Annotated in this window: 18 protein-coding genes; 14 read left to right on the top strand and 4 right to left on the bottom strand. The window is 64.6% G+C overall.

Features of this window, described 5'->3' with window-relative positions:
- Window positions 1–9 precede the first annotated feature (9 nt).
- The 14 genes from AC1DYK_RS16405 to AC1DYK_RS16340 all read left to right on the top strand — a co-directional run bounded on the left by AC1DYK_RS16405 (window position 10) and on the right by AC1DYK_RS16340 (window position 17,425).
- Window positions 10–1,155, top strand: coding sequence for an ABC transporter substrate-binding protein (locus tag AC1DYK_RS16405; protein ID WP_478167288.1), 1,146 nt, complete (start codon window positions 10–12; stop codon window positions 1,153–1,155).
- Window positions 1,152–2,198, top strand: coding sequence for a branched-chain amino acid ABC transporter permease (locus tag AC1DYK_RS16400; protein WP_478167287.1), 1,047 nt, complete (start codon window positions 1,152–1,154; stop codon window positions 2,196–2,198). The genes AC1DYK_RS16405 and AC1DYK_RS16400 overlap by 4 nt, the downstream gene beginning before the upstream one ends.
- The gene (locus tag AC1DYK_RS16395) at window positions 2,195–3,976 is read left to right on the top strand and encodes a branched-chain amino acid ABC transporter ATP-binding protein/permease (RefSeq protein WP_478167286.1); all 1,782 of its coding nucleotides are present in this window, start codon (window positions 2,195–2,197) and stop codon (window positions 3,974–3,976) included. Before AC1DYK_RS16400 ends, AC1DYK_RS16395 begins: the two co-directional genes overlap by 4 nt.
- Entirely contained in the window at window positions 3,973–4,794 is an 822-nt protein-coding gene (locus AC1DYK_RS16390) for an ABC transporter ATP-binding protein (protein WP_478167285.1), read from the top strand. The genes AC1DYK_RS16395 and AC1DYK_RS16390 overlap by 4 nt, the downstream gene beginning before the upstream one ends.
- A 20-nt stretch (window positions 4,795–4,814) precedes the next feature.
- On the top strand, window positions 4,815–5,549 hold the full coding sequence (locus AC1DYK_RS16385) for a nitroreductase (protein WP_478167284.1): 735 nt from the start codon (window positions 4,815–4,817) through the stop codon (window positions 5,547–5,549).
- A gap of 56 nt (window positions 5,550–5,605) precedes the next feature.
- Complete coding sequence (locus tag AC1DYK_RS16380; RefSeq protein ID WP_478167283.1) at window positions 5,606–7,699, top strand: 3-hydroxyacyl-CoA dehydrogenase NAD-binding domain-containing protein; 2,094 nt, start codon at window positions 5,606–5,608, stop codon at window positions 7,697–7,699.
- Between the two features lie 439 nt (window positions 7,700–8,138).
- Window positions 8,139–9,095, top strand: coding sequence for a Bug family tripartite tricarboxylate transporter substrate binding protein (locus AC1DYK_RS16375; protein WP_478167282.1), 957 nt, complete (start codon window positions 8,139–8,141; stop codon window positions 9,093–9,095).
- A gap of 9 nt (window positions 9,096–9,104) precedes the next feature.
- The gene (locus AC1DYK_RS16370; RefSeq protein WP_478167281.1) at window positions 9,105–10,514 is read left to right on the top strand and encodes an MmgE/PrpD family protein; all 1,410 of its coding nucleotides are present in this window, start codon (window positions 9,105–9,107) and stop codon (window positions 10,512–10,514) included.
- Between the two features lie 117 nt (window positions 10,515–10,631).
- Entirely contained in the window at window positions 10,632–11,429 is a 798-nt protein-coding gene (locus tag AC1DYK_RS16365) for an IclR family transcriptional regulator (protein WP_478167280.1), read from the top strand.
- Window positions 11,430–11,587: 158 nt separating this feature from the next.
- Window positions 11,588–13,186, top strand: coding sequence for an FAD/NAD(P)-binding protein (locus tag AC1DYK_RS16360; protein WP_478167279.1), 1,599 nt, complete (start codon window positions 11,588–11,590; stop codon window positions 13,184–13,186).
- Between the two features lie 1,358 nt (window positions 13,187–14,544).
- A complete protein-coding gene (locus AC1DYK_RS16355) occupies window positions 14,545–15,717 on the top strand; it encodes a CaiB/BaiF CoA transferase family protein (RefSeq protein WP_478167278.1) in 1,173 nt (390 codons plus the stop codon).
- A gap of 9 nt (window positions 15,718–15,726) precedes the next feature.
- Window positions 15,727–16,287 (top strand): cysteine dioxygenase family protein, encoded by a 561-nt coding sequence (locus AC1DYK_RS16350; RefSeq protein WP_478167277.1) that lies wholly within the window; start codon window positions 15,727–15,729, stop codon window positions 16,285–16,287.
- On the top strand, window positions 16,284–17,030 hold the full coding sequence (locus tag AC1DYK_RS16345; RefSeq protein ID WP_478167276.1) for an enoyl-CoA hydratase/isomerase family protein: 747 nt from the start codon (window positions 16,284–16,286) through the stop codon (window positions 17,028–17,030). The genes AC1DYK_RS16350 and AC1DYK_RS16345 overlap by 4 nt, the downstream gene beginning before the upstream one ends.
- Before the next feature lie 41 nt (window positions 17,031–17,071).
- The gene (locus AC1DYK_RS16340) at window positions 17,072–17,425 is read left to right on the top strand and encodes a carboxymuconolactone decarboxylase family protein (protein WP_478167275.1); all 354 of its coding nucleotides are present in this window, start codon (window positions 17,072–17,074) and stop codon (window positions 17,423–17,425) included.
- A 172-nt stretch (window positions 17,426–17,597) separates the two neighbouring features.
- Here the strand turns inward: AC1DYK_RS16340 and AC1DYK_RS16335 are convergent, their stop codons facing one another.
- The 4 genes from AC1DYK_RS16335 to AC1DYK_RS16320 all read right to left on the bottom strand — a co-directional run bounded on the left by AC1DYK_RS16335 (window position 17,598) and on the right by AC1DYK_RS16320 (window position 22,008).
- On the bottom strand, window positions 17,598–18,095 hold the full coding sequence (locus AC1DYK_RS16335) for a DsbA family protein (RefSeq protein WP_478167274.1): 498 nt from the start codon (window positions 18,093–18,095) through the stop codon (window positions 17,598–17,600).
- A gap of 447 nt (window positions 18,096–18,542) precedes the next feature.
- On the bottom strand, window positions 18,543–19,289 hold the full coding sequence (locus AC1DYK_RS16330; RefSeq protein ID WP_478167273.1) for a GntR family transcriptional regulator: 747 nt from the start codon (window positions 19,287–19,289) through the stop codon (window positions 18,543–18,545).
- A 64-nt stretch (window positions 19,290–19,353) separates the two neighbouring features.
- Complete coding sequence (locus tag AC1DYK_RS16325) at window positions 19,354–20,571, bottom strand: Bug family tripartite tricarboxylate transporter substrate binding protein (RefSeq protein ID WP_478167272.1); 1,218 nt, start codon at window positions 20,569–20,571, stop codon at window positions 19,354–19,356.
- A gap of 369 nt (window positions 20,572–20,940) precedes the next feature.
- Window positions 20,941–22,008, bottom strand: coding sequence for a YeiH family protein (locus AC1DYK_RS16320; protein WP_478167271.1), 1,068 nt, complete (start codon window positions 22,006–22,008; stop codon window positions 20,941–20,943).
- Between the last annotated feature and the right edge of the window lie 68 nt (window positions 22,009–22,076).

Here is a 22,076-nt window from a genome sequence, read left to right as displayed (position 1 = left end):
AGACAAACGATGAAGCTCAAATTGGCCGCGCTGGCGCTCTCGCTCGGCATGGCGGCTGCCCATGCGGACATCAACATTGGCGTGATGTTGTCCACCAGCGGCCCCAACGCCTCCGTCGGCTTGCCGCAGCAACGAGCGCTTCCTTTGCTGCCCACGACAGTCGGCAAGGAGAAGATCAACTACATCGTCCTGGACGATGCCTCGGACACCGCCACAGCCGTCAAGAACGCGCGCAAGCTGATCTCGGAGAACAAGGTGGACGTCATCGTCGGACCAAGCATCACGACCAGCTCGCTCGCCGTGCTCGATCTGGTGTCGGAGACCAAGACGCCGATGGTCAGCTTGGCCGGTTCCAGCACCATCGTCGAGCCGGTGGATGAACGTCGCAAGTGGGCGTTCAAAACACCCCAGAGCGACAGCAACATGGTTACCTTGATTGTCAAGCACATGGTGCAGAACGGTGTGAAGACGGTTGGGTTCATCGGGTTCAACGATGCCTATGGCGAAAGCTGGTGGCGCGAATTCACCAAGCACGCCGAGCTGCGAAAGATCCAGGTCGTTGCCAACGAACGGTACTCCCCCCGCGACTCGAGCGTTACCGCTCAGACGCTCAAACTGATTGGCGCCAACCCCGACGCGATCTTCATTGGTGCCGCCGGAACGCCCGCGGCGCTGCCGCAGGTGACTCTCGTTGACCGCGGCTACAAGGGCAAGATCTACCAGACCCACGGCGTTGCGAACAACGACTTCTTGCGCGTAGGCGGCAGCAAGCTGGAAGGCACCTTCGTTCCGGCAGGGCCGGTGCTGGTGGCCGAGCAACTGCCCAACGATCACCCCGCCAAGAAGCCTGGCATGGAGTTCGTCAAGAATTACGAGGCCATCCCCGGTGCCGGCCCCCGCTCCACCTTTGCCGCCTACTTGTGGGACGCGTCGCTGATCCTGCAGGACGCGATTCCTCGCGCGCTGAAGGCGGGACACCAGCCTGGGACACAAGAATTCCGGGTGGCCCTCCGCGATGCGATCGAGAGCACCAAGGAGATCAAGGCCACCAACGGCGTCTACAACATGTCCGCCACGGATCACATCGGGCTGGACCAGCGTAGCCGGGTCATGACGCGCATCGAAACGGGCGCCTGGAAGTACGTCGGCGAATGAACCTCGATCTCGGCACAGCGCTCATCCTGCTGCAAGATGGCGCCACAACGGGTGCTGTCTATGTCTTGCTGTCGCTCGCCCTGGTGATGGTCTTCACCGTCACCCGGATCGTGCTGGTTCCTCAGGGGCAGTTTGTCGTCTTCGCTGTCCTGACAGTCGCTGCCTTTGAGCAGGGAGCCGTGCCGGGTTTGGTGTGGATCGTGGCCGCGGCGTCGCTCGCCGCCGTCCTCGTGGAGCTTGCATCCTGCCTGCGCGAGGGTTCGTACGCGGCGCTGCCGCGCCGGCTGGTAGTGCTGCTCGTGCTACCCTGCCTGTGCGCGCTCGCGGTACGCTATGGGGTGGGCAAGGGCAGCCCCTTCTGGCTGCAGTGCATTGCAGCGATCTTGCTCGTGACCAGCCTAGGTCCGCCGCTTTATCGAATCGCTTTCAGTGCACTCAGCGAGGCCAGTCCGCTGGTGCTGTTGATCGCTGCGATCGCGCTCGACCTGGTGCTTCTGGGGGCGGGTCTGCTGGCTTTCGGGCCCGAGGGCTCGCGAATCGAGGGGTTCGGTCAAGGCAGCTTCCTGTTTGCCGGCATGCAGTTCACGACTCAATCCATCGCCGTTCTGGTGTGCAGTGCGGCGCTGATTGGGGTTCTGTTTGCGTTCTTCAACCGCACCATGACCGGCAAGGCGTTGCGGGCGACGGCGGTCAGCAAGGTGGGCGCCCAGGTGGTGGGGATCTCGCCTGCCGGCGCGGGCGAGTTGGCGCTGTCGCTGGCGGCCTTCATCGGCGCCGTCTCGGGCATCCTGATCGGCCCGCTGACCACCATCTATTTCGACTCGGGCTTCATCCTTGCGCTGAAGGGCTTTGTTGGGGCGATCCTGGGAGGGCTGGCCGGCTATGGGCTTGCCGCCGCAGGAGCCCTGTCGGTCGGCCTGCTCGAGTGCTTCGCCTCCTTCTGGGCCAGTGCCTACAAGGAAATCATTGTCTTCACCATGATCGTGCCGGTGCTGATGTGGCGTTCCGTTGCCGACCCGCATGGCCACGAGGAGGAGAAATGAACCGAATGCTGATGATCGGAGCAGCGCTGGGGGCAGCGGTGCTCTTGCCCCTATTGGCCTCCAACTACTACCTCAATCTGTTCTCGTTCATCTTCCTCTACGCAATCGTTGCCTTGGGGCTGGTCCTGCTGACTGGGGTGGCCGGTCTGATCTCCTTTGGCCAGGCCGCCTTCGTCGGCGTGGGCGCATACGCGTCGGCGTACCTGAGTGCCAAGTACGGCTGGAACGGTTTTGCCACCTTGCCGGTGGCCGTGCTCGGCACGGTCGCGGTGGCCCTGCTGGTCGGCCGGCTGACGCTCTCGATGGGCGGTCACTACCTGTCGCTGGCCACCTTGGCCTGGGGCGTGTCGGTGTACTTCGCCCTCGGCCAGAGCGAATTTCTCGGCGGCTTCAACGGCCTTGGCGGCGTCCCCCCGCTGTCGGTCCTTGGCGTCAGCCTGGCGACCGAGCGGCCGATGTACTACTTGATCCTGCTGTGCCTCGCTGCGGCGATGCTCGCCGTCCACAACCTGCTGGATTCACGCCCCGGGCGCGCCATCCGTGCCCTGCGCACTGGCAGCACGCTGCCAGAGGCCTTCGGCGCCAACACACTGCACCTGAAGATGGCGGCCTTCGCCATCGCAGCGGCGCTCGCGGCCCTGTCTGGGTGGCTCTATGCGTACCTCGAGCGCTTCGTCAACCCAACCCCTTTCGGCGTGCACATGGGCATCGAGTACCTGTTCATGGCGGTGATCGGCGGCACCGGCTCCATCTTCGGCGCGCTGATCGGCGCGGCGGTGGTGACGATCCTCAAGACCAAGCTGCAGGACGTGCTCCCCTCGCTGCTGGGACAGACCAGCAACTTCGAGGTGGTGGTGTTCGGCTCTCTGATGCTGTTCGTGCTGGCGCGCGCGAACAACGGCCTGTGGCCCTTCATCAGCGGCTGGCTGCCTGCATGGACCCCGATGTCCACCGGGCGGGCGGGGCCCGCACTGCTGCAGCCGGCAGCCGGGGCGGCATCTGCGAGCGCGCCTGGCATTGAGAAGGAGTTGCTGGAGGCGCGGCAGGTGAGCAAGCACTTTGGCGGCCTTGTGGCCGTCAACCAGGTCAGCTTCCAGGTCGAGCGTGGCGAGATCGTCGCGCTGCTGGGGCCCAACGGCGCGGGCAAGAGCACCACCTTCCACCTTCTGAGCGGGGTGCTGCAGCCTACCTCCGGTGAGGTCCGCTTCAACGGCAGCCGGATCGACGGACGCACGCCCTTCGAGATTGCCCGCCTGGGCATCGCAAGGACGTTCCAGCACGTGAAGCTGGTGCAAGGCATGAGTGCGCTGGAGAACGCCGCGATCGGCTGCTACCTGCGTGCCCGCTCGGGCCTGATCGCGTCCATGCTGCGCCTGAACCGGCGCGAGGAGGCGGCGATCCGCGCTGTCGCCCAGGAGCAGCTGCGCCGCTGCGGACTCGCCGAGGTCGCGCATGTCCCCGCGGGCAATCTGCCGCTGGGCAAGCAGCGTGTCCTCGAGGTGGCCCGGGCGCTGTGCGCGAATCCCTCCCTACTGTTGTTGGACGAGCCGGCGGCGGGATTGCGCCACCTGGAGAAGGTGGAACTGGCGCAGTTGCTGCGCACCTTGCGCGGCCAGGGCATCACCATCCTGATCGTGGACCACGACATGGACTTCATCACCCAGCTGGTGGACCGCATGATCGTCATGAACTTTGGAACCAAGATCGCCGACGGGCGGCCCGAGGCGGTGCGTGCCGAGCCTGAAGTGCAGGAAGCCTATCTCGGGGGGGTGGCATGAGCCAGTCTCTTCTGCGCGCCAGCGGCCTGTGCGCCTACTACGGCAAGGTTCAGGCGCTGTACGACCTCGAGCTGGAAGTTCAGGCCGGTAAGGTCGTGACCGTCATCGGTCCCAACGGTGCCGGCAAGAGCACGCTGCTGGCCTCGCTGTTCGGGCTGCGGCGCACCGCCGGCATGGTCACCTTCGAGGGAGCCGACATCGCCCGCCTGCGTCCGGAGCAACGGGTCGAGCGTGGCCTGTGCCTGGTGCCGGAAGGTCGCGACCTGTTCGGCACGATGTCGGTGCTGGATAACCTGGTGCTCGGGTTCTACAGCCGGCGGCGTCAGGGCGCAGCCGTGATGCAGGCCGAACTGCAGCGGGTGTTCGAGATGTTTCCGCGACTACAGGAGCGGCAAAAGCAACAGGCCAACACGCTGTCCGGCGGCGAGCGGCAGATGCTGGTGCTGGGCCGCGCGCTGATGTGCGCACCCAAGCTGCTGATGCTTGACGAGCCGAGCCTGGGACTCGCGCCGCTGGTCGTGCGCGAGGTGTTCAACACCATCGCTCGGCTCAAGCAGCAGGGCATGTCGATTCTGCTGGTCGAGCAGAACGCCCGTGCGGCCCTCGCGGTGGCCGACTACGCCTATGTTCTCGAGACCGGCAGCATCTGCACCCATGGTCCCGCATCCGAGCTGGCAGACGACCGCCGCATCGTGGACACCTACCTCGGAAGCGCGCCGAAGCCGGACGCCGCAGCGCCTGCGGTCCCGCCGCCCACGATCGTGCAACGGCACCCGATCCCTGCAGCCCCCGCGATGCCGCTGCCCCGCAGAGCCTGATCTTTTCCTGAGCAACAGACATGCAGCCGACGACCCTCAACGACCCTTTCCCTCGCGACCTGAACGCGGCCACCAGCGTGGACGCCGCCATCGGCAGCCGCTTTTCTTGCCGCGCGTTCCTGCGCCACCAGGATGTGCCGAAAAGCCTCATCGAAGACATCCTGGAGGCCTCCAGGCGGGCGCCTTCGGGAAGCAATGCACAGCCCTGGAAGGTCTACGTCCTGCAGGGCCGCTCGCGCGACCGTCTGGTCGACGCCGCGTGCACGGAGCACGACCGCGTGGCCGCCGATCCATCCTTGGCCGAGCCGGAGTCCTACGACTACTACCCACCCCAGTGGGTACCGCCCTACCTGGAACGGCGTCGCGAAAATGGTTGGGGCCTGTACGAGCTGCTGGGCATCGGTCGCGCCGACAAGGACAAGATGCACCGCCAGCTGCAGCGCAACTATCGCTTCTTCGATGCGCCGGTGGGATTGATCTTCACGGTCGATCGCGTGATGGGACGCGGCTCGCTGGTGGACTGCGGCACCTTCCTGCAGAACATCATGTTGTGCGCCAGGGCCCGCGGGCTGCACACCTGCCCGCAGGCGGCGTGGAACCTGTTTCCCTCCACGGTGCTGCGCCACATCGGCGCCGGGTCGCAGGAGATGCTGGTGTGCGGCATGTCGCTTGGGCATGCGGACCCTTCGGCGCTAGTGAACACCTTCCGCACGCCGCGCGAAGCCGTGCCTTCATTCACCAAGTGGCTGGACTGAGCTACCGCGCGGCGATGCACTGCATGCAGCCTCATCTCGCCTGAAGCCAACCATCCATGACCAACGACACCGTTTCCCTTGCCTTGCATGGGGCCGTGGCCAAGCTCACGATCCAGCGGCCGCCCGTCAACAGCCTGGACTACGCGACGCGCTTGGCTTTGATTGCGGCCATCGACCAGTGCGCGTCGGATCAGAAGGTCAGCGCCATCGTGCTGGCGGGAAGCGGCGGCAACTTCTGCGCGGGCGCCGACGTGAAGGAGCTGGAGGACCCCGAAACCTTCTTTCGAGTGCCGCGCATCGTGGACGTGGCGCAGTGCATCGAGGCGTGTCCCAAGCCGGTCGTCGCCGCCGTGGAAGGCAACTGCCTGGGAGGGGGCCTGGAAATCGCCTTGGCGGCGCATTACCGCGTCGCCGCGGCTGATGCGATGCTGGGTCTGCCGGAGGTGCGCATCGGTGTGCTGCCCGCTTCCGGGGGCACGCAGCGCCTGCCCAGGCTTATTGGCGTGAGCCTCGCACTGAAGATGATGCTCGATGGATCGCCGGTGGCGGCCCGTGAACTTGCCGGGACGGCGGCCCTGGACCTGATCACGCAAGGCCTCGTCCAGGAAGCCGCCGAAGCCTTCGCGCTGGCGCTTCCAGCGGGGCAGCAGCACGTCCGCAGCAGCGCCAGCAGCGCCCCTCCGGATGCAGACGGAGAAGTCGAAGCGGCCAGGCGCGCGTTGAGCCATGATCGGCAGCGCAGCTTCCTGCGGGCGCGCGACAAGATCGTGGAAGCAGTTGGCATTTGCGTCTCGGGCAGCTTCGCGCAAGGCATCGCGTTTGAGCAGGACGCGGCTCGCGAACTCGTTTTCTCAGTGGAATCGCGCGCCCTGCGCCACATCTTTGCCGCCGAGCGAGCCACCCGGAAGGTCCGGCAGCCCGGCGTGCTCGCGCGGAAGGTGGCGAGCGTGGGCATCATCGGCGGCGGCACGATGGGCTCCGGCATCGCGATCAGCTTCCTGAATAGCGACATCCCGGTGGTGCTGCTCGAGTCCAGTGCGGACGCGCTCTCCAAAGGCCTCGGCCGAATTCGAGAGCATTACGATCAGGCTCTTGACAAGGGCAAGCTCGATCGTGCGCTGGTGTCGAAGCGCCTTGGCTTGCTGCAGGGCACGCTGGACTATTGCGACCTGCGCGATGTCGACATCGCAGTCGAAGCCGTCTTCGAGGACATGCGCGTCAAACGCCAAGTGTTCGAGCGCCTGGATGAGACCTGCCGACAAGGGGCAATCCTCGCCACAAATACGTCCTGTCTGGACCTGAACGTGATCGCGAACTTCACCCGGCGCCCTCAGGACGTGGTCGGCCTGCATTTCTTCAGCCCGGCCCATGCCATGCATTTGGTTGAAGTGGTGCGCGGGTCTCGCACGGCGCCAGAGGTCATCGCGACGGCGCTCAAACTGACGGAACAATTGCGCAAGGTCAGCGTGGTGGCGGGAGTCTGCGATGGCTTCATTGGAAATCGCATGTTCGTCCGCTATGTCGCCGCCGCGCACGATCTGGTCCTTGCGGGCGTCAGTCCAGCGCAGGTGGATCGGTGCCTTGAGAAGTTCGGCATGGCGATGGGGCCATTCCGCGTGGGAGACCTGGCGGGCCTGGACATCAGTCATGCGGCGCGCAAACGGCGCGCCCATGAGACCGGGCGCACCTTCGTTCCGGGGGTGGCAGACAAACTCGTCGAGGCCGGCCGACTTGGTCAAAAATCCGGCGCTGGATGGTACCGTTATGAGCCGGGCAGCCGTGAACCCATACCGGACCCTTCGGTGGATGCGCTCGTCGAGCAGGCGCGCCAGCAAGCAGGTATTGTCGTCCGACCGATCAGCGATGAAGAAATCGAGCAACGTTGCGTCTTCGCGCTGGTGAATGAAGGGGCCAGGATCCTCGAAGAGGGTGTCGCAGAGCGGGCGAGCGACATCGACCTGATTTATATCAATGGCTACGGTTTCCCGCGCGAGCGTGGCGGCCCCATGTTCTTTGCTGACACGATCGGCCTCGCAAAGGTCGAAGCGGCCCTTCGGCGCTTCGCCGTCCAGGAACCGCGCGACCCCGGTCCCTGGATTCCGGCAGGTTTGCTGAGCGCCTCCGCGCGAGCAGCGAAGACCTTCAACTGAGCGCGTGCTGGCTTGCTGTAGCGGAGGCTTGATGAGACGCACAGAAGCGGACGATTCTGCGGAACCCTACAGAGGTGACGAGACTTCCCGGAGCTTGCGTGCGGTGGTGCCCGTGCGTCAAGTGGGCGGGCCACAGTGCGCCCGCAGTGGGCGACCGCTGTCGCTGGATGGGTCACCTTCGCGCGGGATGATCGCTGGCAAACGTACTTGCCGCGTGGACGCACAGCATCGCAGCCGGGTACTGCGGTCGCGTGCCCGTTCCGCCAACTGGAACCTTCGTCGGCAGCAGTGGCCGCTGTTAGTTTCCTTTCACCGAGACCTCGAGCGCGATGCCCGATGCGGTGTGTGCCTGGTCGCCGCAGCAACGCGCCTTTTGTGATGCGCACTGAAGGCCGTGCTTCCAACCGATCCCACTTGATCACATTATATGGAGACACGAATGAATAGATTCATGGGCCGCCGCTCTGCATTGGTAACTGCGCTGGCCACGATGGCCATGCCAGTGCTTGCGCAATCGACACCAGTGGGGAAGGTGATCGTGCCCTACAGCTCGGGCGGAACGTCGGACTGGCTGGCCAGACTGACTGTGCAGAAGCTGAACGACAAATGGCAGACTTCCTATATCGTGGAAAACCGACCCGGCGGTGACACACAGATCGGTACTCTTGCGGTCGCGAGAGCAAAGCCTGACGGGCAAACCATCCTGTTCACTTCGGTGAGTCTGGCGTCCGTCAACAAGTACTCCGCGCCGGCCATCGCCTACGATGCGCAGCGCGACCTGATCCCGGCCGCGCTGGTGGCTAAAGGGCCAACTCTGCTTCTGGTGAATCCTGGGTTGGGTGTGAGCAACTTTGCAGAATTCGTCCGGCTCGCGCGCAGCCAGGAAGGGCGCCTCACGTTTTCCACTGCAAGTTCGACGGGCGTCTACTTTGGCGACATCTTCATGACGACCGTGGGCGTCAAGACCGTGGCAGTTCCCTACAAGGGGAGTGCGCCTGCGGTGCTGGCGGTCGCCACTGGCGAGGTGAGCTATACCTGGGAGTCCATTCCCTCGGCCAAAGGCCTGGTGGATGCCGATCGGGTCAAGGTCCTGCTGACCACCGCCGACCAGAGGCTGGACCAGTTTCCCAACGTTCCGACGGCCAACGAGGCGGGCTACCCGCAGCTGAACGCCATCGGCGGATGGTGGGGCATGTTCGTGCCCGCGGGAACGCCTGCGGCCTTCACCTCGCGCCTGAACGCTGCCGTCAACGAAATCCTCTCCGCGGAGGACGTCAAGAAGCATATGCGCGACCGTGGCGTGTTCAGCACGCAGGAGTCCACCGCCGACTTTGCGGGATTCATGTCCGCCGAATACGAGCGGCACCTGCTGGCGTCCAAGCAGATGGTGCGATAAGGAGCGACCGTGACGATCAGAACCTACGCCGAACTCCTCGTGAACGATGTCGCCTTTGCGGGCCCCGAGCGGATCACCCCGCAGGCGATCGGTGCGGCAGCCGATCGCTTGCTCGACACCATCGGGGTAGCGCTGGCCGGCGCGCTGACGCGCGAGGCGCGACCCGTGGCCGCACTCGCCTTTGACAACGAGCTGGCGCCGTCCGCGCAAGGCACGCTAGTGTGGGGCTGGGGCCGGAGTGCGCCTCTTCAGGCAGCCGTGCTGGCTAACGGCGTCGCCGCGCATGCGCTCGACTACGACGACAGCAACACCCACGCCGGACTTCATCCCGGCTCAATCGTGGTGCCGGTGGCGCTGGCCATCGCGCAACAGCGCCAGTGCAGCGGGCAGGAGGTGCTTGCGGCCATTGCAGCGGGGTACCAGGTGGCCGCCACTCTGGGCCGCTACACCTTCGGCAAGTTCAAAGGATCCGCGAGTTCCGCGTGCGGCCTGTTTGCCGCCGTCATCACCGCCGCACGGTTGCGCAAGATCGCACCGGACGCGGCGATGAATGCCCTGGGGCTGGCGGGCAGCTTCCTCAGCGGCACCAACGAGTACCTGGCCAGCGGGGGCGACAGCAAGCCCCTGCAGCATGGCTGGGCCGCGCAATCGGCTTTCGTCGCGCTGGCGCTCGCCGAGCGCGGGGCCGTAGGACCGCGGCGCATCTTCGAAGGCGAGTTCGGGATTTTTCGCACACTGTGCGGAATCGAGAGCAGCGAAACGCTTCTTGCGGACGATGTCTGGAGCGCGCTGGAAGTGACGCGCTCGTCGATCAAGCCCTATCCGGTGTGCCACACCATGGTGCCAGTCGCAACGGCATGGCTGCAGGTGCTGGAGCGCATGCGCGCCGAAGGCCTGGATCCCTTTGTCGACGTGGAGCGCATCACTTGCCGAGTTCCGGACTTCTCCGCGCGCTTCATGCTGGTCCCCATGGAGGCAAAAAGACGTCCCGCGACTGCGCATCAGGCGCGCTTCAGCATGCCCTGGTGTCTCGGCAAGCTGGCCCTGGACGGGCGCCTGGATCTGCAGAGCTTCGAGCAGCAGTTCCTGACCCATGAGGCCGTGCTATCGCTGGCCGCCCGGGTGGACTACGAACTCGTGCCGCGCACGGACGTGCCGTACTTCATTGCCGGTGGACTGCGGGTCACCCTGCGCGGCGGCCAGTGCTTCGAGGCGTTCTGCGAAGAGCACGCGGGCGGGCCGACCCAACCTCTGTCCCAGGAACAGTTGTGGGCCAAGTTCCTGGATGCAGGATCGGGCTGCGGCACGCCGGCGCAATTGCAGCAGGTGCTGGCCGAAATCGCGCGGCTGCCCTCGGCCTCATCCGCGCAGGGCCTGCTGCACGCCATGGGCGCGCTTGACGGCGCTTCGCGCAGGTGAAGCGCCAATGGCGGCGAACAGCGCAGGGCAGACGGTGCCGGGCGTGCGCCCCGTACACGTCCCGAGTCAATTTCTGAGCGGACACGCATACCGCCTGCTGCCCGCCCATGAGCGGCGATGAACAACACACTTACCAAGGGGCTCCGATTGTTGCACGCGATGGCGCGATGCAGCGGGCCCGTCGGGCCTTCTGAACTCGAACACAAAACGGGCATTCCCAAGAGCGGCGTTCACCGGCTGCTGCAAGGTCTTATGGAGGAAGGCTATGTCTGCCGCGATGCGGGAGGTTCGTATCGTCCTTCCTTGAAGCTGTGGGAACTCGGATCTTCGGCATTGCTGGGATACGACCTGCGGCGGGATGCAGAGTCGATCATGGAAGAGCTCATGCAGAAGACGCAGGATTCGGTGCACTTGGCGGTGCTGGATGGATTGGAAGTCGTCTATGTCCACAAAATTGAAAGTCCTGCGCCTGTGCGGGGCTACACGCAGATCGGCGGCCGTGCGCCGGCGGCTCTGGTGGCTACGGGGAAGGCCATGCTCGCGTATCGGTTGCGGCGCCTGGTGACGGAAGCCATGCTGCGCATGCAGAGCGAAGCGGGTGGCGCTGCCCAGGGGCACCACCTGCGCGAGCAGATGCGGCAGGTGAGGGCGTGCGGCTATGCAGTGAACCAAGGCGAGTGGCGCCCGGGCGTCAACGGCATCGCCGCCCCCGTGTTCGACGCGAAAGGCGAAGCGTTTGCGGCTCTGGGCATCTCCGGACCCGCTGCGCACCTGGACGAGCGTCGCATGGTCGAACTTGCGCCTGATGTCATCGGTGCCGCGCAGCGCCTGTCGGCCGATGGCGGCAGGCTGACTCCGGATTCGATGCTGCTGAGCGTCACGAGACATTGGACGTCCGGCAGCGGCGGCCATTGACTGGGCCCGCTGCTTGCCTGCTGCGCCGGGTTGGACGCCGCTTCCCGTTTCCTCAAGAGGGCAGCTCAGGGACGGGCTTCAGAAGCGCTGGAGCACTGCAGGTGTGTACGAGCGCGATATGGTGCGACGCAAACATGAATGAGACAAGGACAAAGGCCATGGCGCAACAATCGGTCGCGGTGATAGGTGGCGGCTCGCTGGCGACCGCATTCCTGCACCGCCTCACGGCGGAAGCAGGACGCAGGGGAAGTGCGCCCCTGCTGGTCCATGTGTTCGAGCCCCGTTCACTCGGCGCGGGCGAGCCTTACCAAGCCGACCTCGATTGCGTGCTCCTCAACTCGCCAGCGGCAGCGTCGTCGGCCGTGCAAGGCGACCGTTTCCACTTTTGCCGCTGGCTGGAGCAGCAGGGCGTCGCCACCGCGCAGACAGCTGCTTCCATCTACTATCCGCGACCACTGTACGGACGCTATCTGGTGGACGTCGTGGACCTTGCAATACAGCAGGCCGGGCGCGCGAGCATCCGCGTGGTACACGTGGTCAGGCGCGCGCAAGAGATCGTGCCCTGCGGCGCGGGCTACCAGGTCAAAGACAGTTCCGGCGCCAGCACCTATGCGGACCATGTGGTCCTGAGCGTGGGCAATCCGCAGTCCACGGCGTTCCGGCATCTGCAAGGAACGCCGGCGTTCTTCAACGATCCTTATCCCACCAAAAAGCTGCGTGCCATTGACACGCGGGCGCGGGTTCTCGTTCTGGGCACCAGCCTCAGTTGCGTGGACACGGTGCTCGCGCTGGCGGAAGGCGGGCACGCGGGACCGGTGCATGCAACCTCCCGCTCCGGGCGCCTGCCAGCGGTTCGCGGTGCGGTGTTCACGCCCGCGCGGTTCGAGCACTTCACGAAGGAGCAAGTCTGCCAATTGGCAACAGCGCGCGGGCCGCTTCTCATGCGGGAGCTGGAGCAACTGGCGATGCAAGACTACCTCCTGAACGGCGGCTCGCCAGAGGACTTGTCCGACGCGTGGCGGCAGGGCGGTGAGGACGCGCTGAGCTTTCTCGACGAAGAAATCGCGCTCGCCAGCTCACGCGAGCGCGTCTGGATGGCGGTGGGTGTGGGACTATTTTCATTCATAGAGGATCTCTGGCCGCTCCTTCCGCCCCGCGAGCGCGCGCGGCTGGCGGGTGAGTACGAGCGAAAGTGGAAGATGCGCCGCATAGGATTTCCGATGCACAACGCCGAGCGAATGCGCGCACTGATCACCTGCGGGTTCCTGCGAATCAGTGGCGGGCTGTGCAATGTCCGCTTCGAGCCGGAGCGCCGCGTCTACGTGTTGACGCGAGGGCCGGCCGATGCCCTGGAGGAACTTGCGTTCGACGTGGTTGTAAATGCGACTGGATTCGCTACGCAGGTTGGCGCGGGGCATGATCCCTTGCTGTCCTTCCTCCTGGAGTCCGGTTTGGCCGTGACGCATCCCGAGGGAGGACTGACGCTGAATCCGGCCAGCGGCCTGTTGCGGAACGCGCGCGGCGGCGAGGAACGGATCGCGGTGCTGGGCACCCTGGCAACTGGAACGTACTTCTGGACGAACTCTCTGGATGTGAATGTCCGGATCGCGGCGCGGCAGGCAGATCGGCTGCTCGATGCTCTGGCAACTGCAACTGCAACTGCAACTGCAACTGCAACTGCAACTGCAACTGCAGCGGGCGAGCCGGCGATCCCTAACAGCCCTTGCGCTGGCGTGACCGATCGCGCGGCCACGTAGCTGCGTCGAGCACCGCCGTATCCGCGCGCGCACACACCTCGCCGCACGCCACCTGAGAGGCGGCTGCAGGGACAATCTACGCGGGCGGGCGCCGGTCCAGAGTGCGAAACCGATGCGATCGCGCACGGAAGGCAACGAAGGCGAACCGCCATGCAAGCAAGGCGGCCCCGGGCGACCCGCAAGCTGCGCGACAACCAAGAACCCGACGAGCTGGTTTGTGAGGACGCTGTTCTTTACGCGCGCTCGCTTCCTGCCGTTCGCATGCCCAATCGCGACGGCTTCATTTTGCCGGACGAACGGGCCAATGTCAGGGGCATGCGATGCATGCGTGACTGCTGACCCTGCTGGATCTCCGTTCAATGACGTGTTGTCGCTAGTCGCGCCACGGTGGCGAGGCATTCCGTGCGCTCGCACTGACTCTATCTTCCAGTGCGATCGGGTGGCCTTGCGTGGCGACGCGGTGGCCGCGCTGGCGCTGAGCATGGGCGAGATCCTTAGCACGCGCGGCGCCGGGCGCTGACGCCCATTAGCGATGCGACCGGCGCTGCCTGGCAGCAGCCGGCGCTGATGCGCCCGATGCGCAAGGGATTGGATCGACCCTGAGTGCCGTTCAGCGGCGCCGGCAAACAGTACATCAGTGGGCTCGCCAAAGTGGCGAGGGGGTGGTTACTGGACAAATTGGGCGACCAACCCCCGGCGCTGGTGCGCGGCGACTTGAGCTACCCTAGCGAAGGCATCCTACCGGAGCCGTCCGAACAACCGGCGGCTGCCAGATGGTCGATGTGCTCGCAGTTGCGCGGGCCGGAACTAGAAGGGTTGATCGTCCGTCAGCGCATCGAAGGCGGCGTCGCGGGCGGCAGCGCACACGGGAAGCTGCGGCTGGTCCGAGCGTGCACGAAGGCGAACGTCCGTGGGAGGTTAAGGGGCACCTCACGCTCATGCACGGTCAAGGACGCTGGCCAGACCACTGACGGCCAAATTGGGCGCAGCCTCGCGGCACGCTCAGGTCACTGCAGAGTAGTTCGAGAACATCGAATCCTGGCCACTCTGCTGCGCTACCTCAGTGACCGTCTCGCACAGTTCATCGGCCCTCCGGCCTCGACAACGCTGCTGGCGGGAACGCGATACTGCTGTTTTGAGGCTGAATGCCAAGTATCTTCCGGACATCGCGGGGACGGCCCTGTCCGCACCTTCGTGGCACATCATTGCCATTGCCATTGCCATTGCCATTGCCATTGCCATTGCCATTGCCATTGCCACTACCACTGCCACTGCCACTGCCAGCGTTCCCGGCAGGCGGTCGCGTTCCAGATTGCGGAACCCTTGGCGCTGCGCAACGCAGGCCCTAAGGTGACGTCATGATCATCGAAGACTTGAAGTCGTCCGAAGCCAAGACTCGTGGGCCTCTGGCGGGCGTGCGCGTCGCGGAGTTCTGCTCCACCGCCGCCGGACCGTTCTGCGCAATGTTGCTGTCCGACATGGGTGCAGAGGTGATCAAGATCGAGCCGCCCGATGGCGATGGACTTCGGCAGTGGCCGCCCCTGTCCGAGGGCTTCAGCGAAAACTTCGCGTCGTTGAACCGCAACAAGAAGTCGGTGGTGCTGGATCTCAAGGATGCCCAGTGCGCCGAGCTCGCGCGCGCCGTGATCCTTGATTCGGACGTAGTGGTGGAGAACAATCGCCCGGGCGTGATGGATCGGCTCGGATTGGGCGCTTCCAGGATGCGCGAGTTGAATCCGCGGCTGGTCTATTGCTCGATCTCCGCCTACGGCCAGAGCGGGCCGCGGGCAGAGGAGGGCGGCTTCGACCTCACCATCCAGGCGGCTGCCGGCGTCATGAGCGTCACCGGCGAGGAGGGCGGTGCTCCTGTGAAGTGCGGGGTGCCGGTCTCCGATTTCACCTCGGGACTATATGGCGCGTTTGCGGTCGCTTCCGCAATCGCCGCGGTGCGCGCAGGCGGAGACGGGATGCACATTGACGTGCCGATGTTCGGCTGCACCCTGGCTATCGGCGCCCTCCAGACCAGCGAGTACTTCGGCACCGGAGCGAGTCCGCGACGGCTCGGCTCGGCCCATCCACGCAATGCGCCCTACCAGGCCTTTGTCGCCGCCGACGGCTATTTCGCCATTGCTGCGGGCAATCAGCAGTTGTGGCTGAAGGTGCTGCAAGCAGTGGGCCTCCCCGAGTTGGCGCGGGACGAGCGTTTCCGCGCCACGGTGGATCGTGCTCGCAACCAAGCTGCGCTGACGTGGCTGCTGGAGGAGGTGTTTCGCAGCCACCCGGTGGCGCACTGGCTGGAGGTGTTCCGCAGCGCAGGTGTGCCGCACTCGGCGATCAACGACTATGCAGCAGCTTTACAGGATCCGCAGGTTGCCGCACGGGGCTGGTTGCAGGAGATGGAACTTCCCAATGGCGTTCGCACGAAGACCTTTTGTTCGCCGCTGGCGCTTGACGGAAGCCCTGTGCGCGTGCGGAGCGGGCCCCCCGCCCTGGGCCAGCACACCGCCGAAGTTCGCGCGTGCTACCGCTGAGGTCGCGCCGTGCATACCCGGTTGGCTGACTTCGTGCACGTCGTGGAGCAGGTGCTTTCTGCGCAACGGCCCGAATCTGAACTCATGGAGCTTGTGGTGCCTGCCATGGCGCGCCTCATCGCGCGAGACGACTGGCTCCCCCAGTCGATGGCACGTCCCGATGCGCGCTACTACCGGCAATACCTGCTGCACCGCGACGCCAGTGCGCGGTTTTCGGTGGTGAGCTTCGTATGGGGGCCCGCCCAGGCGACACCCGTCCACGATCATTTGACATGGGGCGTGATCGGGATGCTGCGAGGCGGCGAGTTCACCCAGCGATTCAGCCGCGGTCCCAGTGGTCAGCTGGTGCAGGGAACGGAGGAGCGCTTGCTCGCCGGCGACGTTGCCTGTGTTTCCCCGCGCATCGGGGACATCCACCGGGTGCGCAACGCATTCGACGATCAGGTTTCCATCAGCATCCATGCCTACGGCGCCGACATCGGCGCGCAGAAGCGTCACGTGTTCGAGCCCGGTTCCGAGGCAGTGAAGGAGTTCGTGTCCGGCTACAGCAACGAGGAGGCACCGACTTGAACGACAGCCCCCTCGCCTTGCAGCGCGAGGCTTCGGTGTGGCGCCTGCGGATGAAGCGGCCGGAGCAGGGCAATGCCTTGTCGCGCGATATGGCAGCTGCGATCGAGTCGGCCCTCATCGACGCCGAGGCTGCGCGGGTTCGCGCGCTGGTCTTCGAAGGTGAAGGCAACCATTTCTGCACCGGCTTCGACCTGTCGGGCCTTGAGCACGAGAGTGACGATAGCCTGTTTGCGCGCTTCGTCCGAGTGGAATTGTTGCTGCAGCGGTTGGCGCGTGCGCCTTTCGTCACCGTGGCCGTGGCCCACGGACGTGCCATGGGGGCAGGCGCCGACCTGTTCGCTGTCTGCCGCGTGCGGCTGGTGCGGGAAGAGGCCGTGTTCTCTTTCCCGGGGGCACGCGGCTTTGGGCTAGTGCTAGGCACGCGCCGCCTGGCCGCCTGCGTGGGCGCGAGCAGGGCGGTGGACTGGGTCGAGCACGGTCACGTGATCGATTCCGCAGATGCGGCGCAGGCAGGCTTGGTCCAGTCGATCCATGCGACGCACACGGATATCGAGCAGGCGATCGCAAGCCAAGTGGAATTGGAGGCCGGCCTGGGAACCGCGCTGCGCGGCGCGGCAGAGCCGCTCGCCGACCTCCACGACATGGCTGATCTCGCACATCTGGTGCGATCGGCGTCACGGCCTGGGCTGCATGACCGCGTGGTCGCCTATGTCGAACGTCTGTCGCAAACGCGCAGGCGCTGAAGCGCACTTTGATCGAACGGTTCAATGTAAGGAGCAAGCACATGGCATTTCTCAACTGGTCAGATCTCCTCGCCACCCTCAAGCGCTCGTCACAGCGCCTGGGGGGGAGCAATCCGAAAATGCTGGAGGCCTACCGCGGCCTGACTGCCGCGCAGGGTTCAAACGGGGCTCTGGACGCCAAAACGCGAGAACTCATCGCCATGGCCGTAGCCGTCACGACTCGCTGCGATGGTTGCATCTCGTCGCACTCGGCCGCCGCTGCCAAGGCCGGGGCGACTGAGGCCGAGATGAGTGACGCGCTGGGCGTGGCAATCGCCATGAACGCCGGGGCAGCGTACGTCTACTCTTTGCGCGCAATGGAGGCCTTTGGTGAGCTGAAGACCGCCAACGGCTAGCACCGCGCTGTCAAGGCGCCGCGCCCGCGCTACTTGCGCGCGGGCGTCGTGTTCCGGCCGAAGGCGCACGCAGGTTTTGTCTAAATCTAAATCCCCGTTATCGCAGGGCGCAGGGCGCAGGGCGCAGGACGCGTTCCAGCGGAGTGTGCGGAGCAGCGCGCCGTGCGGTGGCTCAGGTCGACGGCGCGATCCGTTCGAGGGCCGCCCGCAGGAGGGGCAGGTGGTCGTTGCCGAAGTACATGTCGCCTTGCGCCAGAATGATCGTCGGTGAGCTGAAGCCGCCTCGGCGGATGAGCTCGTCGGTGTTCGCCCGCAGGCGACTCTTGACCTCCTGCCGACGGATGGCGCGCAGGAGTTCGTCCGGGTCTGGAATGGCGGCCCGCCTGCACACTTCCAAGATCATTTCGTCCAGAGAGATGCCCAGATCATCGCGCCAGTATGCCTCGAAGGCAGCACGGGCGAAGGCAGGCATCCGGCCCGAGTCCTCCAGCACGAGGCAGGCGCGCATCACCTTGACACTGTTCACCGGGAACACGACATTGCCGGGAAACCTGAGCCGCAGGCCTGACAGGGCCGCCCAGTCGCGCAGGCTCTTGACCATATAGGCGCTCTTGGCCGGAACGGGATTGGCGCGCGACTCATACACGCCCTGATTCACCGCATTGAACACGCCGCCGACCAGGAAGGGGCGCCAGCGGATGGTCGCCCAAGGTCAGCGGCCAGCGGCTGGATGTTGTGGAAGGCCAGGTAGGTAGAGGGAAACGCGTTCTTCTACCTGAAATGGCGCTGCATCACAGTGCAGGCCGGTGGGGCGGCAGGGCGGCCGGAGCCTTGCCGCCGAACTGGGCCGAGGCCGAACCTTGCACAGCTTTATCGAACGGCCGCTTGCCTGTGATGCCGCCAAAGCGTCGGAACGGATCAGCGTGCTCCGCCAGGCGCTTCTGACACCACGTTCCCTCCGCGAGCAGTGGTGGTGCTTCGTCAGAAGTTGCGCGCCTCCGTGCGGAAGCTTATGTGGCGGAACATCTTGCCGACGACGAGCTCGCGATGCGGCAGCTGTTGCCTCTGCCCGTCGCCGCGCCATCTCAACCGCCTATTTGAAGGAAAGGCTGCACCGTTACTCGTCGGGCCCTCCGGATGAGCCGCTTCCTTGGAAGGGCCAGTTAGCTTTGCGGGTCGTCTGCGCGTGGGAAGGTATTGGGCCATTCGAGAAGAAATCGTCAGGCGACCGATTCAGAACCTCCGCGAACTCCCTCCCACCCATGGCTATGTGCTCTACGGCCAAGTCGTACGCAGCCTGTTTGTCTCCCCCTAAAACCGCTTCGATCATCTGCCCGTGTCCAAGCCATGAACGGCGCAGGCCGCCCACCATATCGAAGCGCTTAGGCCGGTACATCGCCGTCCGGCTGCGGATCAGGTCGATCTGACCAACCAGGAACTCATTCCGGCATGTTCGGTACAGAAGATCGTGAAACTCTTTGTTGCATCGCGTGTAAGCGGCAGCATCGGCGCTCTTGACCGCTTGCTCGGCCTCGGCGTGCACGGCAATTACGGATTGCATGCTCGCACCATCAATTCGCTCCGCGACAAGACTAAGGCATAGTCCCTCAAGACTGGCCAGGGTCTCAAGCATTGCAAGCAACTCTCGTACCGCTAGTTTGGACACGAAGATGCCTGATCGCGGCACGATCACCACGAAGCCGAGAACCGCAAGTTGAAGAAGTGCTTCACGGACGGGCGTCCTCGACACCGAGAACTCATCAGCAATTTCTCGTTCGTTGATCGCACCGCCAGGCAGAAGCACGCCATCTGCGACGCGATGCTTGATGATCGTAAGGATGTCTCCGCTTGACTTTTTGCCCATATGTTCGGCCTTCCATGTGCGGTGATGGTACTGCCAACCGCGCATGGCCGAAGTAACGAGCAGATCAGCCCGCGGTGATCTTCTGGTTTCGGACGATGGCGCCCCAGCGCTCCGACTCTTCGGTCATCCAAGTGCGATGAGCAGGCGAAGGAAGAAAAGCAGGAACGGCGCTTTGCTGGGCAGCCGCGTCCCGCATTTGCGGATCGCTCATGAGGCTGCTGATCGCTTGGTTCAGCCGTTCGACGATGGCCTGAGGCGTGCCGTCAGGAGCGAGCATGAACAATGTCGGCGCGGCGTCAAACCCGGGAATAACATCTACGAATGACGGAACTCCTTCCGCGCCCAGCAGCTTGTCATTGCTCATGATGCCGATTGGGCGAACCCGCCCAGACTTTGCCTGGGACATCGCAGAAGAGGCAGACAACGCGGCGAGTTGGAGTTGTCCTCCGATCAGATCGGGAATGATTTGGGCAGCGCCTCGGTAGGGGATGTGAGTGAGAAACGTGCCGGTGCGGACCTTCAACAGCTCGAATCCGAGATGTTGAACGGTTCCGATGCCAGGCGTGCCATATGAATATTTGCCTGGTGCTGCCTTGAGAGCCGAAATGAGATCCCGTGGGTTCTTTGCCGGGAAGTCGTTTGAAGCAGCAACGATCAGCGGCAGTCGAAATAGCCGCGCAACGGGGGTAAAGCTCTTAGTGATATCAAAGGGAAGCTTCACCTGCAAGAACGGAGCCACCAGTGTTGCGGTATCCCCGATGAAGAAGGTGTATCCGTCCGGGGTTGCCTTGGCCACAGTGTCGGCCGCGATGACGCCGCTCGCGCCTGCCCGATTTTCGACGATGCATGATTGACCTAAGACGGCGCCGAGCCGAGGCGCCAGCCGCCTTGCGACCGCGTCCACGCCTCCGCCGGCAGAGTAACCGACAACAAGCCGGACCGGCTTGTTTGGATAGCCAACCTGGGCGAGCCCAGGGATGCCCAAGCTTGCCTGGCCTAGGCCAGGCCTAGGCCAGACATTCCTCGCAGCCAGCTCCTGCGATTGATCGTCGCGCAAGGTTTGAAGTTTATGCTGAAGGACGTAGGCATTGCCGTCGAACTTGCCAAGCAGACTGATACGCCAGTTCCCATCTGGGGCGTCGGCCAGCAGCTGTGGCGCATGGCTGATCACGCAGCGGGCGCGGGTGCCAGTATCAGCGAAGTTGTGCGTTGGTTCGAACAACAAACCAGCACGGAACTGACCCCCGGATGCGGTCCGCGAAAGTCTAAGCGCGCGTGACATTGAGGGATTGAGGCGTGCTTGCTCTTAACAGGGAGCGACGACCCAAGTCGTTCGCAACGTTTTGAGCATGTCCTCCCTGCCGGTACCCGGAATCAAGCCTGTTAAGGGGAGGGGGAAGCATTGACCGCCAGGGCGGCCCCGTCCTTGTCGCTCAGGTAGAGCGATGCGCGCAGCAGATGGCGCTTGCACGCAAAGTGTTGGCGGATGGGCCCTCGGCAGCGGGCGAGGTCGTGTGTGATCGGCTGCATCCGCATGGCGCAAACCGGGGCTCCAGTCTCTCTCGCGAACTCCACTTGCGAAAAAATTCGCTGCCGCTCAGTTCAGCAGAGCCGTCACACCAGCGTTGATGGCGAACCCTCCGGCGATCAATCAGGCGAACAGCACCGCTGCCAACGCCAGCGGCTTGAAGCCGGCCTTGCGGACCGCCGAAACACGGGTCGAAAGGCCCAGGCCGGCCATCGCCATCGCGAGGAGCGCGCCGTCGATACTGGTGACCTGGCTGACGACAGCGGACGGAAGCACGTCGAGCGAATTCAACCTCGCCACGGCCACGAAGCCGAATGCAAACCAGGGGATCACGAGGCCGCCGCCTTGCTTTGCATCGCTGCGGTGATCTGTGCGCTCCGAGGCGTTCTCGTGCCGCGACGAGCGCGTCAACCATGCCGACAGCATGATCAGGAAGGGGGCCAACATCATCACGCGAACCATCTTCGCGATCACCGCCGTGTTTGCGGCCTGTTCGCCGACTGCGCGCCCGGCAGCGACGACCTGAGCCACCTCGTGAATGGTCGACCCTGCAAACACGCCGTAGGCGTTCGGCGACATCGTGACCCAGTGATATTGCGCGTTCACGTGATACAGCACTGGGTAGAGAAACATGGCGAGCGTGCCGAACACCACCACCGTGGCGACGGCCACCGTGACATGCTCGGCGCGAGCGCGGACGACCGGTTCAGCAGCCATCACCGCGGCCGCACCACAGATCGAACTGCCGGTACCGATCAGCATCGCCGTCTTGCGGTCGAGGCCGAATACCCGCGTACCCACGAAGCAGGCCAGACCGAAGGTGCTGCAGATCACCGCCGCGTCGATCGCCACGCCTGCCCAGCCCACGTTGCCGATGTCCTGGAATGTGAGGCGTAGGCCGTAAAGGATGATGCCCAGTCGCAGGAGCTTTGCCTTGGACAGCGTCACGCCGGCGTCGGCCACCGTGCTGATCCGCGAATACACCGTGTTGCCGACCACCATACCCAACACGATGGCCAGGGTCAGCGCGCTGATCCCGTTGGATTGCAGCCAGTCGACTTGCGCGAGATGGATCGATGCGAAGGCAATCGCGCCCGTCAAGGCAAGCCCCGGGACCACTCCGCGCCAGCGCGTCCAGACGTTTGCGGCGGGCGACTGGGGCGAGAGGACGAGGTCGGCGATGGAGGACATCGGGGTCAGCAATTCGTTTGATTTCGGTGGGTCCAGACGAACTTTGAGGCTCCAAGACCTATCAGACA

Source organism: Variovorax sp. P2_H12, assembly GCF_056403395.1.
Note: the sequence above shows the minus strand (reverse complement) of the source record. Positions and strands in the feature narration are given on the sequence as shown.